Below are 20,801 nucleotides of genomic sequence, written 5' to 3'. Positions count from 1 at the left end.
TATCTTGATCTTCACCAAAAATTACATAAGAATGACTTCGAATGCAATTATTATTTTGAGGTGACATGTGGCTTTCTCTCATGACCTATTAAAAGACAAGGCAATTTTGGTTACAGGTGCGGGTAAAGGCATTGGTAAAGCGTGTGCTTTATTGGCTGACGCATGTGGTGCAAATGTTATTGCTGTGGCGCGTACCGAGAGTGACCTTGTGGCACTTAAGAATGAGAGTTCAGAAAGGCTTAGCTTTTGGGTGGGAGATGTTCAAGAAAAGGCGCTTTATGAAAAGATCCAAGCACTTCCCCTCCTCCATGGGTTAATCAATAACGCCGGAACGAACCGCGTTGCGCCGATGCAAGAGCAGAGCGATGAGAATATTGACGATATTTTGAGTTTGAATATTCGCTCTGCATACAAAGTTGCGCAGGCTGCCATTACGCCAATGCTTAAAAGTCAGGCTCCATCCATTGTTCACATGTCATCACAAATGGGCTTTGTGGGCTCTCCTGGCCGCACGCTTTATTGCTTAAGCAAGCACGCAATTGAAGGCTTAACGAAAGCCATGGCTGTGGAACTGGCGCCGAATAATATTCGCGTCAATAGCGTAGCGCCAACATTTATTAAAACACCAATGACTGAGCCGATGCTTCAAGAACCAGCGTTTGCTGAAATGGTGATGAACAACATTCCCTTACAACGCTTAGGCAGCGTCGAAGACGTTGCTAACGCGTGCATATTTCTACTTAGTGAATTGTCTATGACCACCACGGGTAGTTGTCTTAAAGTCGATGGCGGTTGGACCGCCCATTAAATACGAGGTATCACTGTGTCAGTATTATCCGAGCGTTTAGTCCGCTATGAAGAATTAATCCCATGCCGCAACGCGTTTATCGATACGCGCTCGCCAGGCAGTGATCAAAAAGAGAACTTCACCATAATTGGCCCAGGTGTCGCCGAAAACCCTGACCAGCATGTTCACATTGCTATTCCGCACGGCTTTAATATTGGCGGAGCTCGTCAACCTCCCGGCTGCCTTAACTCGCAGCATAGCCACCTAACCGAAGAGGTATTTGTTGTGTCTCAAGGTAGCTGGCACTTTACTACTGGCGTTGAAGGCAACGATGCCGTAGTGCGTATGGAAGAAGGCGACATTATTTCTATTCCTATGGATTTGTTTCGCGGTTTTGAAAATGTAGGCGACGGCACGGGATACCTTTACGCAGTATTGGGACAAGACGATCCAGGTCGTGTACTTTGGGCTCCTCAAGTTTTTGATATGGCCAGCGACTACGGGCTTGTCTTGCTCGAAAACGGTGGTTTAGTTGATACTACTCTGGGACAAAAAATTCCTGAAGGCGTTGCGCCTATGCCAAAAACATCGGCAGAACAAATAGCGCAACACCGCGTAATCGATGATGAAGCGTTAGAGCAGTGCGTGGTGCGTTTAGCTGATTTCCCGTTTAGCAACAACACGGCATTAACCCAAGGAACAGAAGTTTTGGAAGCACCGCTTATCGGCCCTGCAAGTGCCGATGAAAAGCTTGGTGAAACAAAGCTAAACTGGTCTCATGGATTCTGCGTTCGCGCCCTTAAATTCAAGCCGGGTGCTTTTATTACTGCGCACAAACGCTTCGAGGAAGAAGTAGTATATGTGCAAGACGGCTGCATTAAAATGCTTGTTGACGGCGAAGCGCTCATTCTTAATAAAGGCGATACATTTACCACACCTATTGGCGCAGCTCGCAGTTTTGCGCAGCAAGGTGATGAGGTAGCATTAATTTATGTGACCCGACGTGGTGACACAGCCAAAGCCCCAGAATTTATTGATTAGAGCCAAATGCGATGTCTACTTTTTCAAATATAGCACTGAAAAAAGCCTTTCTTCCTTTTCGAGAAGCACAGTACGACTTTGACCTCGAAAAACTAAAAACGCTGGGCGATACCCTTTTTTCACAGGATGCCGACATTAAGTTTTGTGTGCCTTTTGATGACATGACAGGCCACCGCGAAATGTTAGATAAGGTGTATGCGCCACTGCTGGAGTCTGTCCCCGATCTTGAGCGCCGCGATACCATAATTATGGTTGGCGAGGACGACAAACAATTGCGCTGGTTAGGTTGCTGTGGTTATTACACTGGGCGTCTTGAAAAGCCTTGGTTAGACATCCCTGCGACTGGCGATCAAATTCATATGCGCTTTCATGAATTTTATCGTTTTGAAGGCGACACCATAGTGGAAGTTCAAGCCATTTGGGACTTGCCTGAAGTCATGATGCAGGCAAAGTGCTGGCCGTTTAGTCCAAGCTTAGGTACCGAGTGGCATGTGCCGGGGCCAACAACCCAAGACGGAATACACTTGTTTGAAGAAGACAAGTCGCTTACCGCACAGAGCCATCAGCTTGTACTTGATATGCTAAATAGTTTAGGAAAATTCGCCGAAGGCGGTGTTGCTGCCATGAATCTAGACAAATACTGGCATCCTAAATCAAACTGGTATGGCCCATCTGGTATTGGTACCGGACGCGGTATCCAAGGCTTTCGCAATACCCATCAGGAAGCGTTTTTAAACGGGATGCCTAACCGCGTGGGGGACCCCGCAAACGGCCATTTGTTCTCCGAAAACAATTATGTGGGGTTCACTGGCTGGCCTGGCATGAGCATGACTATTTCAGGCGATGGCTGGCTTGGTATCGTGCCAAACGATAAGTCTATCACCATGCGCAGCTTAGATTTTTGGCGCAATGAGAACGGCATGATACGCGAGAACTGGGTGCTAATAGACTTACTTCACGTTTACCGTCAACTTGGTGTTGATGTATTCGCCCGAGTTAAACAGTTGACCCGTAACAAGTATCGATAACTCCCGTTAAAGATGCTTTTTGCCCCGTATTACTACTACGTAATACGGGGCTTTTTTATGGTTACCTCAATCCTATAAACTCTCTAAATCAAACGCGCCTTGCTTTGAGAGCTTTTCGTTCAATGGCTTCACTTCTTCACCAAACAAGGTTTCTAGCTGCACTTTATACTGCTGCCACTTTGACTCTAAGTCTTCCAACCGTTTTAGTGCACCAGCTTGTGCAGGCGCGCCCGTTCTGTCGAAGTTATCCATCAAGAAACGTACTTGTCTGTCGAGCATATTCGGCCAGTTAATGTCGTCCTCAAAAGTTTGATGTTTGGGCTGAATAACCAACGCTTCCCAGTCGTCGATTGCACTAACAATGCGCTCGATTGAAGCTGACACATCGCTTGCCAGCATTACGTTATCTTCAGACACACCGTTTAATTGCGCTCTAACATCACGGGCTTTTTGCAGGTGAGCAAACAAATCATTGAGTAAAGTTTCTGTAGCCTGAATGCTCTTTTCAACCACTTGAAGTTGCGCTTTATCTGCTTCTTCTCTTGGGTCTGGAAGTACTTTAAACGCGCGGGTTTGTGCCTGTTCACCCACTGTGATTTTCGCTTTGTAGTCTCCAGGCATAACTCGGGCGCCGTTCCAACCACCAAACAGTTTTACATTCTCGATGCAGTTCAACGGCTCACGTCGAAGATCCCATACAAATTCGTTGTAACCCGCTTTTGTTGCAGGGTGTTTGAATTTAACAGGGCTGCGAACGTCTTCGTTCCCCTTCGCGCACTTCTCAAATGCACTAGGTGCAGATGACAGTGTGCGAACAAGCTCGTTATCGGCATTAAATATATCAATGCGTAGCGTTTGCTCTTCTTCTAACGCGTCTTTCAGGTAATAACGGAAGGTAGCGCCACGTGGTGGGTTTTTCGCTTGAGGCTGGTCAGTCATGCCACCGCCAGATAGCAAGCGAATGCCATCTACGGGCTCAAACTGAAACAGCGCTTCGCCATCTAGCGACTTGTGCACTTCACGTAGCGGACTCATGTCATCTAATATCCAAAAGCCTCGCCCTTGGGTTGCAATGACCAGATCATCACCTTTAACCTGCATATCGGTAATCGCCACAGGCGGCAGGTTTAAGTCTAATTCTTGCCAGTGTTTACCGTCGTCGAAACTAATAAACATACCGCTTTCTGTACCCGCGAACAGCATACCTTCGCGCTCTGTATCTTCACGCACTACGCGAACAAAGGCGTCCTCTGGTAGGCCTTCGTCAATACGCTTCCAGCGCTTGCCGTAGTTGTCGGTTTTGTAAATGTAAGGCGTGTAATCATTTAATTTATAGCCTGCTACCGCAACGTAAGCTCTGCCTTGTGCGTGAGGGCTAAGTTCTATAGCATTGACCTGCGCTTCTTTTTATGAGGCGTAACATCTTTCCAGTTTTTGCCCTCATCACGGGTTATATGCAGCTTACCGTCATCGGCTCCAACCCAAAGCTCGCCTTTGTTAACTGCCGATTCGGCAATATAGAAAACCGTATTGTAGTATTCAGCACCAGCTTGCTCGTTCGTTATAGGACCGCCATTCAGCCCCTGCTTTTCTGGCTCGTTACGGGTTAAGTCTGGGCTTATTTCCTGCCAGTTCACACCGCGATCTGTGGTTTTTAAGATCATCTGCGTGCCATAGTACACGGTGTCAGGATCATGCTTTGACACTACCACAGGGGCATTCCAGTTGGTGCGGTACTTTTGATCACGTGCGTTTCTGCCAAACACATATTCAGGGTAAGGCATAATGGGCCGCGTTAGCCCAGTATCGCGGTTGTACTCTGTTAACGTTCCATTGATGGTAGTGGCGTAGATCAGGGTTGGATCGGCAGGGTTAAACGCAATATGCGCGCTTTCACCACCACCCACGGCAAACTGATCTTCTATTCCCATGCCGTCCCCCCAGGTTTGAGAAGGCGTTGCCATGGTTGAGTTATCTTGCTGCCCGCCATAAACATAGTAAGGGTTTAAATTGTCGGTAATAACGCGATAAAACTGCGCCGTTGGCTGGTTGTAAATGCTTGACCACGATTCACCGCCGTCAAAAGTAACGGTTGCGCCACCGTCATTAGCGTTGATCATGTTTAAGCTATTTTCAGGGTTTATCCACATATCGTGGGTATCGCCATGGGGTAACGAAACCGTCTCGAAGGTTTTGCCGCCATCAATAGATTTGTGCAGCTGCACATTCATTACATAAAGGGTGTTTTCGTCGTTTGGGTCAACTTTGATGTGGTTGTAGTACCACGCACGAGCTTTAAGAATATTGTCACCGTTCATTAGCGACCACGACTTACCCGCATCGTCACTGCGATATACGCCGCCTTCTTCAGCCTCGACAATGGCATACAGGCGCTTCGGGTTAGACGCGGCAATATCTACACCGACTTTACCGATAAGCTTAGGGAGCCCTTTTTCTAACTTGTCCCAGCTTTCACCACCGTCTGTTGACTTATAAAGGCCACCACCCTCACCGCCTGATTTAATAAACCAAGGCGTTCTGCCGTGATGCCACATACTGGCATACAGAATTCTGGGGTTAGATGGGTCGATTGCTAAGTCAGCGGCGCCGGTATCGGCGTTCACTTTTAACACATGCTGCCATGTTTCACCGCCGTCTATCGTTTTGAATATACCGCGCGCTTCATTAGGCCCCCAAATATTGCCCTGTACTGCAGCCCAAGCTATATCGGGATTGGTGGGGTGTATACGAATTTTGGGGATTTGACCGCGTTTATCTAAACCCACCAGCTTCCAGGTTTCACCGCCGTCTGTTGATTTATAAACACCTTTTCCGTGACTAGTGGTTACACCTCGAATAGGGCCTTCACCAGTACCTACGTAAATAACGTTAGGATCTGAAGGAGCAACCGCGATAGCGCCAATACTACCTACTTTAAATGTTTTGTCGGATATGGCTTTCCACGATAAACCCGCGTTTTCGGTTTTCCAAACACCGCCACCTGCGGTGCCCATAAAATAAAGGTTGGTATTACCTTCAACTCCAGTAACCGCTACCGAGCGCCCACCGCGATAAGGCCCAATAAAGCGATACTCCATTTTATCGAAAAGCTCAGGATTAACGGTATCTTCAAGCGCGAATGCAGAATGCGAGAAACTAGAAAGCGCGCTTACGCAAATAGCAAAAGCTGCCACCATTTTCCCAGAAACCAGTCTCTGTGAAACCATAGAAAGTGCCTTGTAGTGTTTTTATTTTTAATAAGAAGAATGTCTTATACTGCGTTGTTGAGGGCGTTATGGCAAAAGTTTTGTAAGGCGTATTCTTCAATCACTTAAAGCGCTGACGATATTGACGAAATATTCAATGTCATTTCCTTCATGAAGGCGCAGTTAGAAAATAACCACAGTTGATGGAATAAGGAAACGGGCTGTCTCAAAAGGAGAGCGCTGATTCCCCCTGAACATAACGATATCAACAACCTATGAAATTTAACACGACAGTATTTACGCATTTGCGATTAAATACCGCACAAGAAATTTCTACAATCACAACTTGAAGATAAATGACTGTCCTTCCTCTTTTATGACTAGAGTGTGTGACTCACAAAGATCCAAGTACCAACCGAAACAAGCACAATGCCACCAAATGTCTCTGCTCGCTTACCTATCAGTGTTCCCATAACACTGTCCAACATAATGCCAATAGTTACCATAGAAAAAGTGGCTATCCCAATTAACGTCGCAGCAATAGCAATGTTCACGTCAATTAGCGCGAGACTTGCACCCACTGCCATTGCGTCGATGCTCGTGCCTAACGCAGTAATACACAACAAAATAAAGGATTGTTTTTGAGACGTCGACTCTTCCTCTGCGGGTTTCAGGCTCTCGAGTACCATATGAATACCTAAACCAGAAAGAATGATTAGCGCAATCCAATGATCCCATGCTTCAACGTATGAAGACGCCGCGCGACCAATGAACCAGCCTATAAATGGGGTTGTTGCCTCTATGAGTCCGAACAAAAGGCCAATTTTGAGAGCAAAACTTAGACGAGGGCGATTGATTTTGACACCTTTGCCTATCGCTGCGGCAAACGCATCTGTTGACATAGCAAAGGCTAGCAAGATAAGAGCGAAGATACTCATAGTTTTAGAACTCCGGTCAGGCTAATTGAGTCCACGACAAATCCGCACGCCTGACCTTTAAGCGTGGACTTATCGATGGTCTCGCCAACCAAGAGGTGTTTGTACCATGGTAATGTGACCAATTATGTTGATACAAACTTTTCCATTTGAAACGGAAACAGGCTACTCCCCAACTGAGGGCCCTACAGTAATACAGCCGCTATAAACTAATCAAGTTGATTGCGACAAACTGCCCAACTTGAGATATAAATGACGGCATGTTCACGCTCTTTCGATTGCACATATTCCACCAGTAGTCATACTACTCAACTTTATTAAGTTGTCGGCAAGAAAGTATTTTTTCAGCGTTACGCTTCGCACCTCTCTCCTACTCATGGACTCCCTGAATAAGCCGTTGTCTTAGCGAGTCAACGATTTCATTGTTCATCCCTTCCCTCAGCCCGTACAATAGAGGCACTTCGTTGTTGCAGCGCCAGTATTTCTGGCTCGCACTGTGTAATTCGACAACTCATTGCTAAAAGAGACTTTTTTATGAGAATTCTACTTTCCATTGCCTTCGTTGCCATTCTTGCAGGCTGCGCTACTCTCTCTCAACTGGCGGTTTACACTGTATCTAATGCCGAGTTAGAACAAGTACTTGATAGCCAAGTGAGTAAGTTGCAAAAGCAAACGTCACTTGCTGGTATTCCTCTTTATTTAGACGTGGAAGATATGACAGCAACCATAGGCCCAGGTGGCAGAGACGTGGTTCAGCTAGGCGCTATTGCCACGGCGCGTATTAGTGCATTTGGGTTGAACTACCCTGCAAAAGTAAGTCTAGCTTTGGAAGGCACGCCTTATTACGACAGTGAAGAAAAAGCGATTTTTGTGCGCTCATTGTCTCTACTTGATAGCACAATTGATGCTGGCGGCTTTAAGGGTAATTTAGCCCCTGTAAGTGGCGAATTCATGCAGCTCATCAACGGCTATCTAGCCACTAACCCCGTTTATCGCTTAGACCCTGCGAACAAAGCAGTAAGCATGCTTTCAACGGTACCTTTACAGCTAACTGTAGAGCAAGGGCAGCTTGCACTTCGACCTAAACAATAATCATTGAAAAAACGTATGAAGTGTCGAGATTGTTAATGGTTAAAGGTGCAAAAGTAACCTGAGCCTCGATGCTCGCAAACAGATTTTCCCATTCAGTGAAATAGGCAGGCATAGTGACAGAACGTATCAAAACACTAGATGAATTCGCAAAGCACGTAGATTACTCTTTGCTGAATACCCTTACCCCAGACCCGCAGTCGACGTGCGATGGTGACGACCATGACCCGCGCCAAGTGTTCTCAGGTCACTATGTGCCAGTTACTCCGACCCCATTAACTGCACCGACGTACGTTGCTCATAGCGAAACGCTGTTTGCCGAATTAGGCTTAGACGATAGCTTGGCAACATCTAAAGATTTCACTCAGTTGTTCTCAGGGGACATGTCGGATGTACCTGCTCCAATGAAGCCCTTCGGCTGGGCAACCGGCTACGCACTTTCTATTTACGGTACGGAATACACACAGCAGTGCCCGTTTAGAACAGGTAACGGCTACGGTGATGGCCGCGCAATCTCTATTGTTGAAGCGGTATTAAACGGCAAGCGTTGGGAAATGCAGTTAAAAGGTGCTGGTCGCACGCCTTATTGTCGCGGCGCAGACGGGCGCGCCGTATTGCGCTCAAGCGTGCGCGAATTTTTAGTGCAAGAACACATGCATGCGCTTGGCATTCCGACCTCACGTTCGCTGAGCTTGTTTATGTCTGAATCAGACACGGTAGACAGGCCGTGGTATCGCGAAGGGTCTCATTCCTATGAACCTGAAGTGATGGTAGAAAATATAACGGCCATATCCACCCGCGTGGCGCCCTCCTTTTTGCGCGTAGGCCAAATAGAGCTTTTTGCTAGGCGAGCTCGCTGCAACGAACACAGCGAAGCGTTAAACGAACTAGAAGCCATTGTTAAGCACCTTATTGAGCGAGAGTACTCAAGTGATATTGACACAACCACGCCGTTTGAAGAGCAAGTGGTAAAGCTGGCTGTACTATTTCGAGAACGGCTAACGCGTCTTGTTTCTGGTTGGGTTCGCGTCGGTTATTGCCAGGGCAATTTTAATAGCGATAACTGCGCCGCAGGAGGTTTTACGCTGGATTATGGGCCATTCGGCTTTTGTGAGTTTTTTGAAGCAGACTACCAACCTTGGACAGGCGGCGGTCGTCACTTCTCGTTTTTAAACCAGCCCATTGCTGCGCAAAAGAACTTTGATATGTTCTGTCGCTCACTGATGCCGCTACTTGAAGGCAACAGTGAACAGCTCTCTAAGCTTAACGAGATCAACGACGGTTTTTCTGGCGTGATGGAACGCGCCATGGAGAGTATGTGGGCAACAAAGCTTGGCATTGCCAGCTACAACCACGACTTGCTGATTAAGCTGCTGCAATTAATGCTGCGCACAGGCGTGGACTACAATCTGTTTTTCCGAGAGCTATCGTCAATGCCTGAAGATATGGCGAGCTTGACGAAAAGCTTTTACTACCCGCCTAAAGCAGAGGTCATGACAGAATGGGAAACATGGCTACAAACGTGGCTTGAGCGCATTGAAAAGGACGCCGAAACACAAGGTGATGTTAAAAACGCTATTGCTGCTACCGCAGAGAATATGCGCAAAGCAAACCCTAAATTCACATGGCGCGAATGGCTTATTGTGCCTGCCTATAAAGCCGCAGAAAAAGGTGACTTTATGCCAATTCACGAACTTCAGAAGATACTTACTGCGCCTTATGATGAGCAATCAAAAGAGGTAGAGAATAAGCACTACCAGCTGCGCCCACTTGAATTTTTCAGTGCAGGCGGAGTCGCGCACTACAGCTGCTCTTCGTAAGAAAGAGCAGCTTAATTTTAGTTTACTTATAAAGAGTCAATCGATTCGCTAGGCTCAGTAAACCACACAGGGCCATCTTCGGTCATATAAAAGTGATCTTCTAAGCGAATACCGAACTCGTTTGGTACTACGATCATAGGTTCGTTACTAAAACACATACCAGATGCTAGCGGGTGAGGATTGTCTTTTACCAAATACGGCCATTCGTGAATATCCATGCCTATGCCGTGGCCGGTTCGATGGGGCAAACCTGGTAAGTTATAGTCTGGTCCTAAGCCATCTTTAGCTAAGCTGTCTCGCGCGGCTTTATCCACATCGCCACAGGGAACACCAACTTTTGCAGCGTTAAATGCGGCAAGCTGCGCGCGCTTTTCGCTTTCCCATAATGCTCGTTGCTTATCGGTTGGCTCACCAAAACAATAGGTTCTCGTGATATCAGAGAGGTAGCCATGCACCTTACAGCCAGTATCAATCAATACTAAGTCGTTCTTCTTTAGTACTTGAGGGTCTTTAACGCCGTGGGGAAACGAGGTGGCTTTTCCAAAAAGTACAATGCAAAAATAGTTACCAGCGGCCCCCACTTTCTTATGTGCATCGTTAATAAATGCTTCAACTTCTGTCGTGGTAATACCTTCATAAAGCATACTGGCAGTCGCTTTGTGCACAGCTAGGGTCATGTCCATAGCGCGTTGAATAAGCGCGAGTTCACTTTCAGATTTGTGCATGCGACAGTGTGCTGTTACCTCTGCACCATTGATAATTTGCCAAGATTGGCCAAGCATCTTGTTCAAACCATCTACGATAAAAAACTGGGTCGACTCATCCACACCCAGCTTATCGCCACCAGCGGTGTTTAGTTTATCTAGCATAGCTATGACAAGCGCATATGGGCTCTCGTGCTCTTGCCAGCCAATTATGTCGCCTTCCACTAATTTACGTTCGTTTAAAGAGTCGATTTCAAAGGTAGGAGCTAGATATACAAGGTCACCTTTTGCAGGCAAGAGCGCACCGACTAAACGCTCACTGGCGTACCACTGCATACCTGTAAAATACGCTAAGTTAGTACCAGCGTTTAAGTAGAGCGCACCAATGCCATTTTCCTGCATATAATGCTGCGCCTTGGCAATACGGGCGTTGTATTCAGAGAGTTCTATGGGGCGAAGGTCGCCTGTCATGTTGACGAGGCTATCTAAAGCCTGTTGTGGTGTTTTTGTGCCTATTATTTTGCCCATTTTTTTCCCTACACTGGCGCAAGGCTGATTGTCTATTGAAGTGCTTATCAGCCCGCCTTAACTATGAATTTATTAAAACGGGCTCACTGTACAACATTCAATAGGAATGTCGAGATAAGCAGAGCTGGCTGGACCTTTTGTACTGCGTACTTAAAGATAAACACTCTCTTATGATTCGCAGCGCTTTAAAGCGCACTTTTCCACGCAGCCTCTGGTAACAAGTACAAGCCTTTTTCGCTTTTTGCACCTTCATTCACGATAAAGCCGATGCCCGCAGCCATGACAGCCAAAGTTACGTCAAAGGCATTAATGCTGTCACCATAGCCCGCAGTTAAGTTAAACATAGAGCCATCGGCTAGAAGATACAGTGTTTTATCGCCCAGTTTATAGGCATTTACATAAGGCATTGGCTCACTGTGAGTAGCATTGTTTTTAAGGTAAGGCACATCAATTTCTTGGGCTACATGGCCTACGTTTAAAATAAACGTTCCGTCTTTCATGTTGTCTAGATGACTCGAATTCACCACGCCATACGCGCCAGTTGCAGTGGCAATAACATCAGCCTGGCTAGCGGCCTCATTTAAATCAACCACTGGCCAGCCGTCGTATTTCGCCTGAAGCGCTCTTGCTGGATCAAGTTCTGCTACTTGAACCTGTGCCCCGAACGCCTTTGCTGAGGCAGCAACGCCCTGCCCTACCAAACCATAACCAATAACAACCACTACTTTTTCGTGCAGAGTTAGATGAGTGGTTTGGAAGAAGGTTTGCCATGCGCTTAAACCCACCATGTGCCTGTTGTGAAGCCCTTCTTTTACTGGTAAATCATCCCAGTTAAATATTGGATAGTTTGGCGCCATACCATTTAAACGGTTAATGCCAGAGCCCGTTGCTTCTAACCCCGATACAATGCTCGGTACTGGTTTATTTGCTTTTATATTTTCGTGAAGTCGAGTTGTCAGATCAGCGCCCATTTCACACAAATGGGTAGGCTGCCACGCCAGCGCTTTATCGAATGACTCAGACCAGTCAGCCTCGCTCATATCACGCCATGCATGGGCCGTTGCGCCTTTATCAACAAGATAAGACACCACGTCATCTTGCACTGTAGTGGGGTTACACGTGGTAAGAAAAATGTCGCATCCTCGTGAAAGTAGCCCTTCAACCAAAGGCGCCATTTTCAAATCTAAATGCATGTTGCAAGCAAGTTTAACGTTCGACAGATCGGGAAGTGATGCAATGGCATTACGAGTGCGCGGCATATGAAGGCTAGCCCACGCCAACTCTGCTTGAAAATCTTGGTACATGAAAAGGATACTCTGAGAAAATGAAAAGCAGAATCATACGTGAGAATGCTGTATTTATAAATCAGCTAGATACTTCCCTTTATTTCTCCTATTGGTTATTTTCTCTTATTCTGAATCTTCCTCCCAAACCACCACTTTGTTTCGACCTTTTGCTTTCGCTAGGTACAAGGCTTGGTCTGACTGTTTAATGAGAACATTGACATCCTCTTCGCCTGGCGAGGTTCCTGCCACACCTATACTTACTGTCACTCGTATGAATTTGTTGATGTCGTGGGTGAAAAGGTGTACGCGGAGATTCTCGGCAATTTGCTTGGCGTAAGGCACCCGAGTATTGGGCAAAAATACCAAAAACTCTTCGCCGCCCCAGCGAAAGGTAATGTCAGAGCCCCTAACTTGCCCTTTAATTTCTTCAGCGACTTTTTTCAGCACCTTGTCACCCATGTCGTGACCATATTTATCGTTGATACCTTTAAACCAATCAATATCAATGAGCATAACCGACATGAACTTATTACTGCGCTTTCCCATCTCCCAAATAGGATAAACCAAGTCTTCAAAAGCTCGCCGATTATAAAGCGACGTAAGTGGATCGAGCCTTGCATCACGCTCGGCGTTTCTGCGCGCTTGCTGTACTTGTTTGTAGTTAAATGCCAGTGAGATAGATAGCAAAGACATTTCCAACACCATACCGATTTCAATGCCTCTAAATGCCCATTTCGAGTATGGAATAAGCCCCCATGTGGCTAGACTCGACACCATCGCACCGCCGGTTCCGCATAAAATGGCTGGAAGGAAAAATTTAGCTAATGTGTCGCCATTACGGTAGGCAAAAATTCCTATCAACAACATCCAAATCGCGATTGTTGTTAAAACGGCAAGCTGCGACATCACCGCGAAAGAGCGACTTCCAATCAACACAATGATGACAGCGAGTGCGCCCAATGCGCCATAGATATACTTCCTACACCGATAGAGCTTTGGTAGATAGAGTTGGGTATTAAGAAACTCGATGGTGAATCTTACCGCACTGAACAAATACAAAAACATTAGTGCGGGCAAAAGCCACTGTTGAAGGAATATCGATTCTGACCAAAGCCACCAGAAACCATGACCGGTATATGTGAAGTTAAATAGTAAAAACGAGAGAAGGTATAAGGAATAAAGCAGGTAGCGCCGTTCTTTAAGATAGGAGTATAGAACCAAGTTGTAGACCAATAAAATAACGAGTGCGCCGTACAACGCGCCATAAAAATACGCATTTTCCGTTGTCTTGTTTTTGGCAACTACTGGGGGTCCTACATATATGGGGATCGTCATAGGATCTTCAGAGGAAAATCTAAAAACCACCAGCGTTTCAGGTTGGGTAAATCGATAGAATACGGAAGGCATTCTTGCGTCGTCAAAGCGAGCACTATGCACCTGATTATCACCAAGTTTTACATGACGCTTTCTTTGACCGTTTTCGAAAAAATAGAGGTCGATATCGTCTAGCCACGCATTATCTATTTCTATTTTCAGAAGAAGAAAAGGTACGTTTATTGGGCTATTTTTAGCAATACGAGTAACAAGAACACCATATGTATCTAATTCAACAGCCAACACACCCCAAACCGTGTTACCAGTGAACCCATAACTAACGCGCCCTTTAGTATTTTTTATAAGTGTATTCTGCTGATATTTAGTCAGGATGTCTTCAGCAATAAGCTGACTACCTTCCTCGTAATACATCCACAGCTTGTCGTTAACTAACTGCATTTTATCTAAAGACGCAGTACTTTTAGCGTAAGCGTGAGAGAGCCCGCCCCACAAGCAATTAACTATTACAAAACCAATAAATAAAAGAAGTGCTTTCATACATCAATTCTTTTGAATAGGGGCTTTTGAACACAGGGCTAGCTTTTGTATCGGCAACCCTTTCTTATATAAATATTAAGTTACGCTTATCAAAACCGTTTGTGAATAGGTTAAATTCATCAATATTCTACAAATGCGTTTTTATGTTGTTTCGTTTCCACATGTAAAGGCTTACGTATCTTTTATGCTTAGTTTTATTACCAGCACGCTGATTCCTGTTTTGATCCTTCTGTTAATGGGATGGCTATTTTTTCGCATTAAATGGCTCAATGAAGGGTTTATAGAAGCTGGATCTAAACTGGTATTTAACGTTGCGCTCCCTGCGCTGTTATTTTTATCGATAGCGCGAGCAGACTTTTCTAAAGCCGCCAACCTATCACTGATAGGCGTTGGGGTTATGGGCACGCTCATTGTTTTTGCCGCTCTGATGATTACCTCTCATCTGACCGTACATCCGTACAAAGCCAGAGGTGTGGTTGTACAAGGCGGTTTCAGAGCCAATATGGGCATTATTGGCCTTGCTTATTGTGCCAATACCTATGGGCAAGAAGGGCTTGCTGTAGCCTCGGTCTATATGGGGTGTATTACTATATTATTTAACGTATTGTCTGTCTTTGTTCTTAATTTTTATCAAGGCACGTCGCGTTCTTTGTTGGGTCAAGTTACTGGCATGGCGAAAAACCCGCTAATTCTTTCTATCGCGGCAGCGCTCCCCTTCTCTTACTTCGAATTGCAATTGCCCACCACCTTGATAAAAACCGGTGAATACTTTGCGCAGCTAACACTGCCACTTGCACTTATTTGTACCGGTGCTTCCCTACAGTTCCGCTCATTCTCCAGTGACTGGTTTAACATTGTGCTTAGCACAACCAGTAAATGCGTGGTTTATCCCACCATATTAGTCGCGTTTGCCTATGCTTTTGGATTTAGAGGTATGGAACTGGGCATTGTTCTTCTTCTCGCCATTTCACCTACTGCTGCAGCAAGCTATGTCATGGTTAGAAACTTAGGCGGTGATTATCGTTTGGCGGCAAGTATCATCGCAGTGAGCACATTGGCATCTCTGCCTATTACCGCCCTCGCCTTTGGAATATTAAGTAAGTTGAAGCTTTTATAATGGCTATATAGTCGCAGAAATATTATACCAGTCCGCATAGATAATTACCCACTCAGCGAGAGTTAAAATGTTCGTAATCGCGGCGTGATACCGCAGGTATAGTGACTAGCTTCCCAGTCGACTGCTGAATTGGCCTACTGCATCAACGACTTCTTTTGCACCGTCTTGAATTTGTTCGATAACTTCACCCGCCTCTCTGGCATAGTTGAGCCCTGATTGCGCCTTTTCATCACCTTCATTAACCAAATTTACTGCGTCGGTGGCCAATGTCTGGTTGTGTTTAACCACATTGATGATTTCTTCTGTGGCTTCGGTTGTACGCGATGCTAACTGACGCACCTCGTCAGCAACTACAGCGAAACCTCGTCCCTGATCGCCAGCACGTGCCGCCTCAATCGCAGCATTTAGAGCAAGCAAGTTGGTTTGTTCCGCAATAGCACTGATACTTCCGATAATAGTGGCAATTTGTTGAGACTGAGCATCCAACGCATTAATCCCCTCTTTTGCCCTATCCATTTGCTGCGACAGCGAAGACATTTCAGAAAGCAGTTCGCTAATGACTTCCTTTCCTCGCGTGGCGATTTGATCCGTTGTGTTTGAAGAACGGTAGGCGATATCAGCAGCACTGGACACGGCATTTTCTCGTGCCACTTGCTCAGTAATATCAGTAGCCAGCTTAACCACTTTATACATACGACCGTGAGAATCACAAATCGGGTTATAGGTGGCTTCCAGCCAAATAGTGTTGCCGTGAGCGTCGAAGCGTTCAAATCTTCCTGCGACGAATTCACCCTGAGCAAGTCGTTCCCAAAACGTTTTATATTCGCGGGAATTCGCATACTCGGTATCACAGAAGATTCTATGATGCTGACCTTTAATGTCATTAAGGCTGTACTTAACGGTTTTTAGGAAAGCTTCGTTTGCGTCTTGAATATTGCCGTTTAAATCGAATTCAATCGCTGCATTTGACTTATGTAATGCGGCCACCAAATCTTCGTGTTCTTTCGAGTTGGCTATAGTGCGCGTGAGGTCGTTGAGGTTGACTGAGAATTTGTGAATATTCCCTTTTCCATCAAAAATAGGTTCAACTACGCCCCTTAACCACGCTTCTTCACCATTTTCACGAAGAAACTCAATCGCCCCCCAGTAATGAACACGCTGCTCGATAGAATCTTTCAGCTTTTTAAAGTGAGGCGTGTTTCTGGCAATCTCGGGAACAAATTCAAAGAAGCGATGCCCTTTCACTTGAGAGAGTGAGTAACCTAGCTCTTTCTCGAACATCTCGTTGACGGCTTCAATTTCACCACGCTCATTAAGATTCAGAAAGATCATTTCTTCGCGCAAGCCATCTCGCACTTGCTTGAGTATATGTAGCTCCTCGCGAAGCGCTTCGTTTTCTTTCACTAAGTGTTTATTGAACATAGGGCCTTCCCTGACAGAGAATTACAGTAATATGCCGTTTATCGGCAGTAACTAACCTTGCCTTAACGATAATTTGATTAATCTACACAAGGTTTAGCAAACGGTTCGCTAGACAATGTCTTTTTAACTAGGACGTGTCGGCCTAATTTATTAAAGCCTAGACTACATTCAGCCACTTGTATTAATGCGTGGCGAGTTTTTCGACGCTGCTACGCTATTTTTTACATATTTACCCTGCAAAAGACAGTAGATAAACGTCTAATTTTTTAGTCGAGAAATTTTGAATGGTATTGTGTAACTTTATCTGTAAGCCATTTTGTAAATACCTGAAAGCGTGCTTGAGAATGAGTTTCTTTGTGTGTGGCCAGCCAGAATGTACGCTTAATGTGAATCTCGTTTTCAATGAGTCGAACTAAGCCTGGCTGAGTTTCAGCCATAAATTTAGGCAAAATGCCCACCCCTGCACCATTTACAAGCATTTGATACTGCGCATTAATACTGGTGCTGCGAAGGGCACTCAATTGTGACAAAGCAGTCTCTTCAATGAACTTTAATTGAGGCGCATACACCAAATCGGGCACGTAACTCACTAAATTGAAGGCGGTGAGCTCTTGTAATGTTCGTGGTTCGTTGTCGCTGATAAGGGACTGGTGGGTATAAAGATAAAGGTTATAGTCAGTTAATTTTTGTGTAACCAGCAAGCCTTTACTGGGCTTTTCTAACAAGATAGCCATATCGGCTTCTCGTTTGTTCAGGTTTAAAAAGCCGCTGGTTGCCACAAGCTCAATACTGATCCCCGGATACTGCTTTTTAAAATCGGGTAGTAAAGGCGCCAAAAACCAGCTACCGAAACCTTCAGAAACACTCACTCTGATCGTACCTGCCAAATGCGAGCGTTCATCACCTAATTCATTTTGTGCCTCTAGAAAGTAATGCTCTGCTTTTTCAATATACGTAACTAGCTCACTGCCATGGGTGGTAAGCACATACCCCTTTTTAGTTAGCTCGAACAACTTGCAATTTAATGAGTCCTCCAGTTTTTTTACACGACGAATTAATGTCGTAGGGTCTACCTTCAAGCCTTTAGCTGCAATAGCTACACGACCATTTCTTGCCAAACCAAGAAATAAACGCATGTCGTCCCAATTCACTTAAAAACCTGCATTTTTACAGCACCATACTGCAAGTATATGTATTGTCTTTGCAAACACAAGGTTTCAATATTGTTAAAAATTACAGGAGCTACGTCATGAGAAAGATTGTTCACTTTATTGCAGGTAAAGATTTTGAGGATAGCAGCGAAAATACCGCGTCGGTATTTGCGCCCAACACAGGTGAAGTTCAGGCTGAAGTAAGTTTGGCTAACACTTCAACTTTGGCCTATGCAATTGAAACAGCCCAAGCTGCACAGGTTGAGTGGGCAGCAACAAATCCTCAACGACGCGCTCGTGTTATGTTCAAGTTTAAAGAGTTAGTTGAAGCAAACCGCGATCGCTTAGCGGCACTATTATCAAGCGAGCACGGTAAAGTGTTGGTTGATGCGCAAGGTGATATTCAGCGTGGCCTTGAAGTTATCGAGTTTGCCTGTGGTATCCCTCATGCGCAAAAAGGTGAGTATACCGAAGGAGCTGGCCCAGGAATCGATGTGTACTCCATGCGCCAAGCACTTGGTGTAGTGGCAGGTATTACGCCATTTAACTTCCCGGCCATGATCCCAATGTGGATGTTCGGTGTGGCAATTGCCTGCGGTAACGCGTTCATTTTAAAGCCATCAGAGCGCGATCCGTCAGTACCTGTTGAACTGGCAAAGCTTATGATTGAAGCAGGCCTTCCTGCAGGTGTACTTAACGTTGTACACGGTAACAAAGAAGTGGTTGATGGTATTTTAGATCATCAAACTATTAAGGCGGTGAGCTTTGTAGGCTCTTCTGATATCGCTAATTACGTGTACGAGCGTGGCGCTCGTGCTGGTAAGCGCGTTCAAGCCATGGGCGGCGCGAAAAACCATGGCATTGTAATGCCTGATGCAGATCTAGATCAGGTGGTAACCGACTTAGTTGGTGCTGCATACGGCAGTGCCGGTGAACGCTGTATGGCGCTACCGGTTGTCGTTCCGGTGGGCGATGAAACCGCTGAGAAACTGAAAGCCAAGCTTATTCCGGCTATTAAAGACATTTTGGTAAGTCATAGTGAAGATCCTAACGCTCATTATGGCCCTGTGGTTACTGCTGCTCACAAAGAGCGCGTTGAAGGCTATATCGACCTTTGCATAGAAGAAGGTGCTGAGCTTGTTTACGACGGCAGAACCAGTCAAATCCCAGACGACAGTCAAGGCTACTTCATCGGCCCAACGTTCTTTGACCACGTGACCAAAGACATGCGTTCATACCAAGAAGAGATTTTTGGTCCAGTACTGCAAATGGTACGCGCGAAAGATTTCAACGAAGCAGTTAACTTAGCAAGCGACCACCAATACGGTAATGGCGTTGCTATGTACACCCGTAATGGCCATGCAGCGCGCGAATTTGCGCAACGTGTAAACGTGGGCATGGTTGGGATTAACGTGCCTATTCCTGTGCCAGTTGCTTACCACACCTTTGGGGGCTGGAAGCGCTCTGCATTTGGTGATACCAACCAGCACGGTATGGAAGGGGTGAAATTCTGGACCAAGGTTAAGACCATTACGCAGCGCTGGCCTGATGGCTCAGATACGAACGACAACGCCTTTGTTATTCCAACCATGGGCTAAGTGAGGAGACTATTATGACCACAGTTGCATTTATTGGCCTAGGTAATATGGGCTCAGGGATGGCAGATAACCTAGTTAAGAACGATTACGACGTATTGGCTTTTGACTTAAGCGAAGCGGCACTGGCCAAAGCCAAAGAAGCAGGCTGCACTATTGCGCAAAGTACCGAGCAAGCTGCTGCTGAGGCCGACATCGTTATCACTATGTTACCAGCAGGCAAGCACGTAAAAGATATCTATTCAAATCAGATCTTGGCTTCTGTCCGCGAAGGCACCTTGCTTATTGATTGCTCCACCATCGACGTAGAAACGGCGAAGAGTGTGTCAGAATTGGCAGAGAAAAAAGGCCTTAAAATGCTGGATGCGCCGGTTTCTGGTGGTGTTGCAGCGGCTGCGGGCGGCACACTCACGTTTATGGTGGGTGGCGACGCTGATGCCTTTGACAAAGCCCATGGTGTGCTTAGCGCAATGGGCAAAAAAATCGTCCATGCGGGCGGCCATGGCGCGGGACAAGCAGCAAAGATTTGTAACAACATGTTACTTGGCGCGACCATGATTGCGACGTGTGAAAGCTTCCAGCTGGCAAAAAAACTTGGCTTAGATGCGCAAGTGTTCTTTGATATCGCGTCAAATGCCTCGGGACAGACATGGTCAATGACCACCTACTGCCCTGTAAAAGGTGTAGGGCCACAAAGCCCTGCTGATAACGATTTTGCCGGCGGTTTCGCTTCGGCGCTTATGCTCAAAGACTTGGGGCTGGCCATGCAGGGCGCGAAGGGTGTAAATGCGCAGGTACCTATGGGTGAGCTTGCTGCAAAGTGGTTTGAAATGCATTGCGAAGAAGGCAATGCAGGCATGGATTTCTCTTCAATAATCAACCGATTAGCGTAAGAGAAAACCAACAGTTCTCCGACGGCTACTTTCCCTCAGAAGAGGTGGCCTTCTTACTGAGCGAGTAAAGGATTTTACTCGCTCTTTTTTTATCTTTTCCCTACTTATCCCGCTTGTTTTTGCGCTGTTGCTACCTCGCTAGCTCCTTTACCAAGCGGAATTGTTCCTTTGTTATTTGGTGTTCCCTTTTCATCATCCAGAAGCCATTTTTAGGTGGCTATTCGTTCTCACTCACATGGTCAAAACGAGCCAATTCGGCGTTCGGTCTACATCTTGCAGTCCCGTATTTAGCCTAAGAAATTTACACTGCATTAAAGGGCTAAATTT

Annotated in this window: 16 protein-coding genes and 1 riboswitch; of the genes, 8 read left to right on the top strand and 8 right to left on the bottom strand. The window is 45.9% G+C overall.

What is annotated here, in order from left to right:
- The first annotated feature begins 67 nt into the window (after positions 1 to 67).
- From KUL49_RS11410 to KUL49_RS11400, 3 genes are read left to right on the top strand one after another with little or no spacing between them, the layout of a single operon-like run.
- Complete coding sequence (locus tag KUL49_RS11410; protein WP_131137343.1) at positions 68 to 808, top strand: SDR family NAD(P)-dependent oxidoreductase; 741 nt, start codon at positions 68 to 70, stop codon at positions 806 to 808.
- Between the two features lie 15 nt (positions 809 to 823).
- A complete protein-coding gene (locus KUL49_RS11405) occupies positions 824 to 1,828 on the top strand; it encodes a cupin domain-containing protein (RefSeq protein ID WP_131137342.1) in 1,005 nt (334 codons plus the stop codon).
- Between the two features lie 11 nt (positions 1,829 to 1,839).
- Positions 1,840 to 2,856: an ester cyclase gene (locus tag KUL49_RS11400; protein WP_131137341.1), complete on the top strand. Its 1,017-nt coding sequence runs from the start codon at positions 1,840 to 1,842 to the stop codon at positions 2,854 to 2,856.
- 72 nt (positions 2,857 to 2,928) lie between these two features.
- On the opposite strand, the gene KUL49_RS21160 is transcribed toward KUL49_RS11400, so the two are convergent.
- The 3 genes from KUL49_RS21160 to KUL49_RS11390 all read right to left on the bottom strand — a co-directional run bounded on the left by KUL49_RS21160 (position 2,929) and on the right by KUL49_RS11390 (position 7,000).
- Entirely contained in the window at positions 2,929 to 4,086 is a 1,158-nt protein-coding gene (locus KUL49_RS21160) for a hypothetical protein (protein ID WP_242633811.1), read from the bottom strand.
- 152 nt (positions 4,087 to 4,238) lie between these two features.
- Positions 4,239 to 6,083 (bottom strand): YCF48-related protein, encoded by a 1,845-nt coding sequence (locus KUL49_RS21155; protein WP_242633810.1) that lies wholly within the window; start codon positions 6,081 to 6,083, stop codon positions 4,239 to 4,241.
- Positions 6,084 to 6,442: 359 nt separating this feature from the next.
- Positions 6,443 to 7,000 carry a manganese efflux pump MntP family protein gene (locus KUL49_RS11390; protein WP_131137340.1) on the bottom strand — a complete coding sequence of 186 codons (558 nt, stop codon included), beginning with the start codon at positions 6,998 to 7,000 and terminating at the stop codon, positions 6,443 to 6,445.
- 53 nt (positions 7,001 to 7,053) lie between these two features.
- Positions 7,054 to 7,180: riboswitch (yybP-ykoY riboswitch) on the bottom strand.
- 351 nt (positions 7,181 to 7,531) lie between these two features.
- Between KUL49_RS11390 and KUL49_RS11385 the strand changes: the two genes are divergently transcribed.
- Positions 7,532 to 8,089 carry a DUF1439 domain-containing protein gene (locus KUL49_RS11385; RefSeq protein WP_131137339.1) on the top strand — a complete coding sequence of 186 codons (558 nt, stop codon included), beginning with the start codon at positions 7,532 to 7,534 and terminating at the stop codon, positions 8,087 to 8,089.
- 113 nt (positions 8,090 to 8,202) lie between these two features.
- Positions 8,203 to 9,906: a YdiU family protein gene (locus tag KUL49_RS11380; RefSeq protein ID WP_131137338.1), complete on the top strand. Its 1,704-nt coding sequence runs from the start codon at positions 8,203 to 8,205 to the stop codon at positions 9,904 to 9,906.
- Between the two features lie 26 nt (positions 9,907 to 9,932).
- On the opposite strand, the gene KUL49_RS11375 is transcribed toward KUL49_RS11380, so the two are convergent.
- The 3 genes from KUL49_RS11375 to KUL49_RS11365 form a co-directional block, all read right to left on the bottom strand.
- Entirely contained in the window at positions 9,933 to 11,138 is a 1,206-nt protein-coding gene (locus KUL49_RS11375; RefSeq protein ID WP_131137337.1) for a Xaa-Pro peptidase family protein, read from the bottom strand.
- Positions 11,139 to 11,323: 185 nt separating this feature from the next.
- Entirely contained in the window at positions 11,324 to 12,442 is a 1,119-nt protein-coding gene (locus tag KUL49_RS11370; protein WP_131137336.1) for an adenosylhomocysteinase, read from the bottom strand.
- A 105-nt stretch (positions 12,443 to 12,547) separates the two neighbouring features.
- Positions 12,548 to 14,296 carry a diguanylate cyclase gene (locus tag KUL49_RS11365; RefSeq protein WP_131137335.1) on the bottom strand — a complete coding sequence of 583 codons (1,749 nt, stop codon included), beginning with the start codon at positions 14,294 to 14,296 and terminating at the stop codon, positions 12,548 to 12,550.
- A 184-nt stretch (positions 14,297 to 14,480) separates the two neighbouring features.
- Between KUL49_RS11365 and KUL49_RS11360 the strand changes: the two genes are divergently transcribed.
- Positions 14,481 to 15,413 (top strand): AEC family transporter, encoded by a 933-nt coding sequence (locus KUL49_RS11360; RefSeq protein ID WP_131137334.1) that lies wholly within the window; start codon positions 14,481 to 14,483, stop codon positions 15,411 to 15,413.
- A 105-nt stretch (positions 15,414 to 15,518) separates the two neighbouring features.
- On the opposite strand, the gene KUL49_RS11355 is transcribed toward KUL49_RS11360, so the two are convergent.
- Together KUL49_RS11355 and KUL49_RS11350 are read right to left on the bottom strand one after the other, a co-directional pair.
- Positions 15,519 to 16,835 carry a PAS domain-containing methyl-accepting chemotaxis protein gene (locus tag KUL49_RS11355; RefSeq protein ID WP_014950687.1) on the bottom strand — a complete coding sequence of 439 codons (1,317 nt, stop codon included), beginning with the start codon at positions 16,833 to 16,835 and terminating at the stop codon, positions 15,519 to 15,521.
- A 266-nt stretch (positions 16,836 to 17,101) separates the two neighbouring features.
- Positions 17,102 to 17,986, bottom strand: a complete 885-nt coding sequence (locus KUL49_RS11350) for a LysR family transcriptional regulator (RefSeq protein ID WP_014950688.1) — start codon at positions 17,984 to 17,986, stop codon at positions 17,102 to 17,104.
- Between the two features lie 98 nt (positions 17,987 to 18,084).
- Here KUL49_RS11350 and KUL49_RS11345 point away from each other — a divergent pair, with 98 nt between their 5' ends.
- Both KUL49_RS11345 and mmsB read left to right on the top strand, forming a co-directional pair.
- Positions 18,085 to 19,584 carry a CoA-acylating methylmalonate-semialdehyde dehydrogenase gene (locus KUL49_RS11345; protein ID WP_131137333.1) on the top strand — a complete coding sequence of 500 codons (1,500 nt, stop codon included), beginning with the start codon at positions 18,085 to 18,087 and terminating at the stop codon, positions 19,582 to 19,584.
- Positions 19,585 to 19,598: 14 nt separating this feature from the next.
- Positions 19,599 to 20,474, top strand: coding sequence for a 3-hydroxyisobutyrate dehydrogenase (gene mmsB / locus KUL49_RS11340; protein ID WP_242633809.1), 876 nt, complete (start codon positions 19,599 to 19,601; stop codon positions 20,472 to 20,474).
- Positions 20,475 to 20,801 lie beyond the last annotated feature (327 nt).

Source organism: Alteromonas sp. KUL17, assembly GCF_006538305.1.
In the GTDB taxonomy this organism is placed as follows: Bacteria; Pseudomonadota; Gammaproteobacteria; order Enterobacterales; family Alteromonadaceae; genus Alteromonas; species Alteromonas macleodii.
This window is presented reverse-complemented; position numbering and strand designations above follow the sequence as displayed.

What these genes read in the sequence shown, in the direction of transcription:
- KUL49_RS11390 (WP_131137340.1), bottom strand. Translation starts at nt 7,000, where the DNA reads ATGAGTATCTTCGCTCTTATCTTGCTAGCCTTTGCTATGTCAACAGAT.
- KUL49_RS11360 (WP_131137334.1), top strand. Translation starts at nt 14,481, where the DNA reads ATGCTTAGTTTTATTACCAGCACGCTGATTCCTGTTTTGATCCTTCTG.
- KUL49_RS11355 (WP_014950687.1), bottom strand. Translation starts at nt 16,835, where the DNA reads ATGTTCAATAAACACTTAGTGAAAGAAAACGAAGCGCTTCGCGAGGAG.
- KUL49_RS11400 (WP_131137341.1), top strand. Translation starts at nt 1,840, where the DNA reads ATGTCTACTTTTTCAAATATAGCACTGAAAAAAGCCTTTCTTCCTTTT.
- KUL49_RS11345 (WP_131137333.1), top strand. Translation starts at nt 18,085, where the DNA reads ATGAGAAAGATTGTTCACTTTATTGCAGGTAAAGATTTTGAGGATAGC.
- mmsB (WP_242633809.1), top strand. Translation starts at nt 19,599, where the DNA reads ATGACCACAGTTGCATTTATTGGCCTAGGTAATATGGGCTCAGGGATG.
- KUL49_RS11365 (WP_131137335.1), bottom strand. Translation starts at nt 14,296, where the DNA reads ATGAAAGCACTTCTTTTATTTATTGGTTTTGTAATAGTTAATTGCTTG.
- KUL49_RS11385 (WP_131137339.1), top strand. Translation starts at nt 7,532, where the DNA reads ATGAGAATTCTACTTTCCATTGCCTTCGTTGCCATTCTTGCAGGCTGC.
- KUL49_RS21155 (WP_242633810.1), bottom strand. Translation starts at nt 6,083, where the DNA reads ATGGTTTCACAGAGACTGGTTTCTGGGAAAATGGTGGCAGCTTTTGCT.
- KUL49_RS11375 (WP_131137337.1), bottom strand. Translation starts at nt 11,138, where the DNA reads ATGGGCAAAATAATAGGCACAAAAACACCACAACAGGCTTTAGATAGC.
- KUL49_RS11370 (WP_131137336.1), bottom strand. Translation starts at nt 12,442, where the DNA reads ATGTACCAAGATTTTCAAGCAGAGTTGGCGTGGGCTAGCCTTCATATG.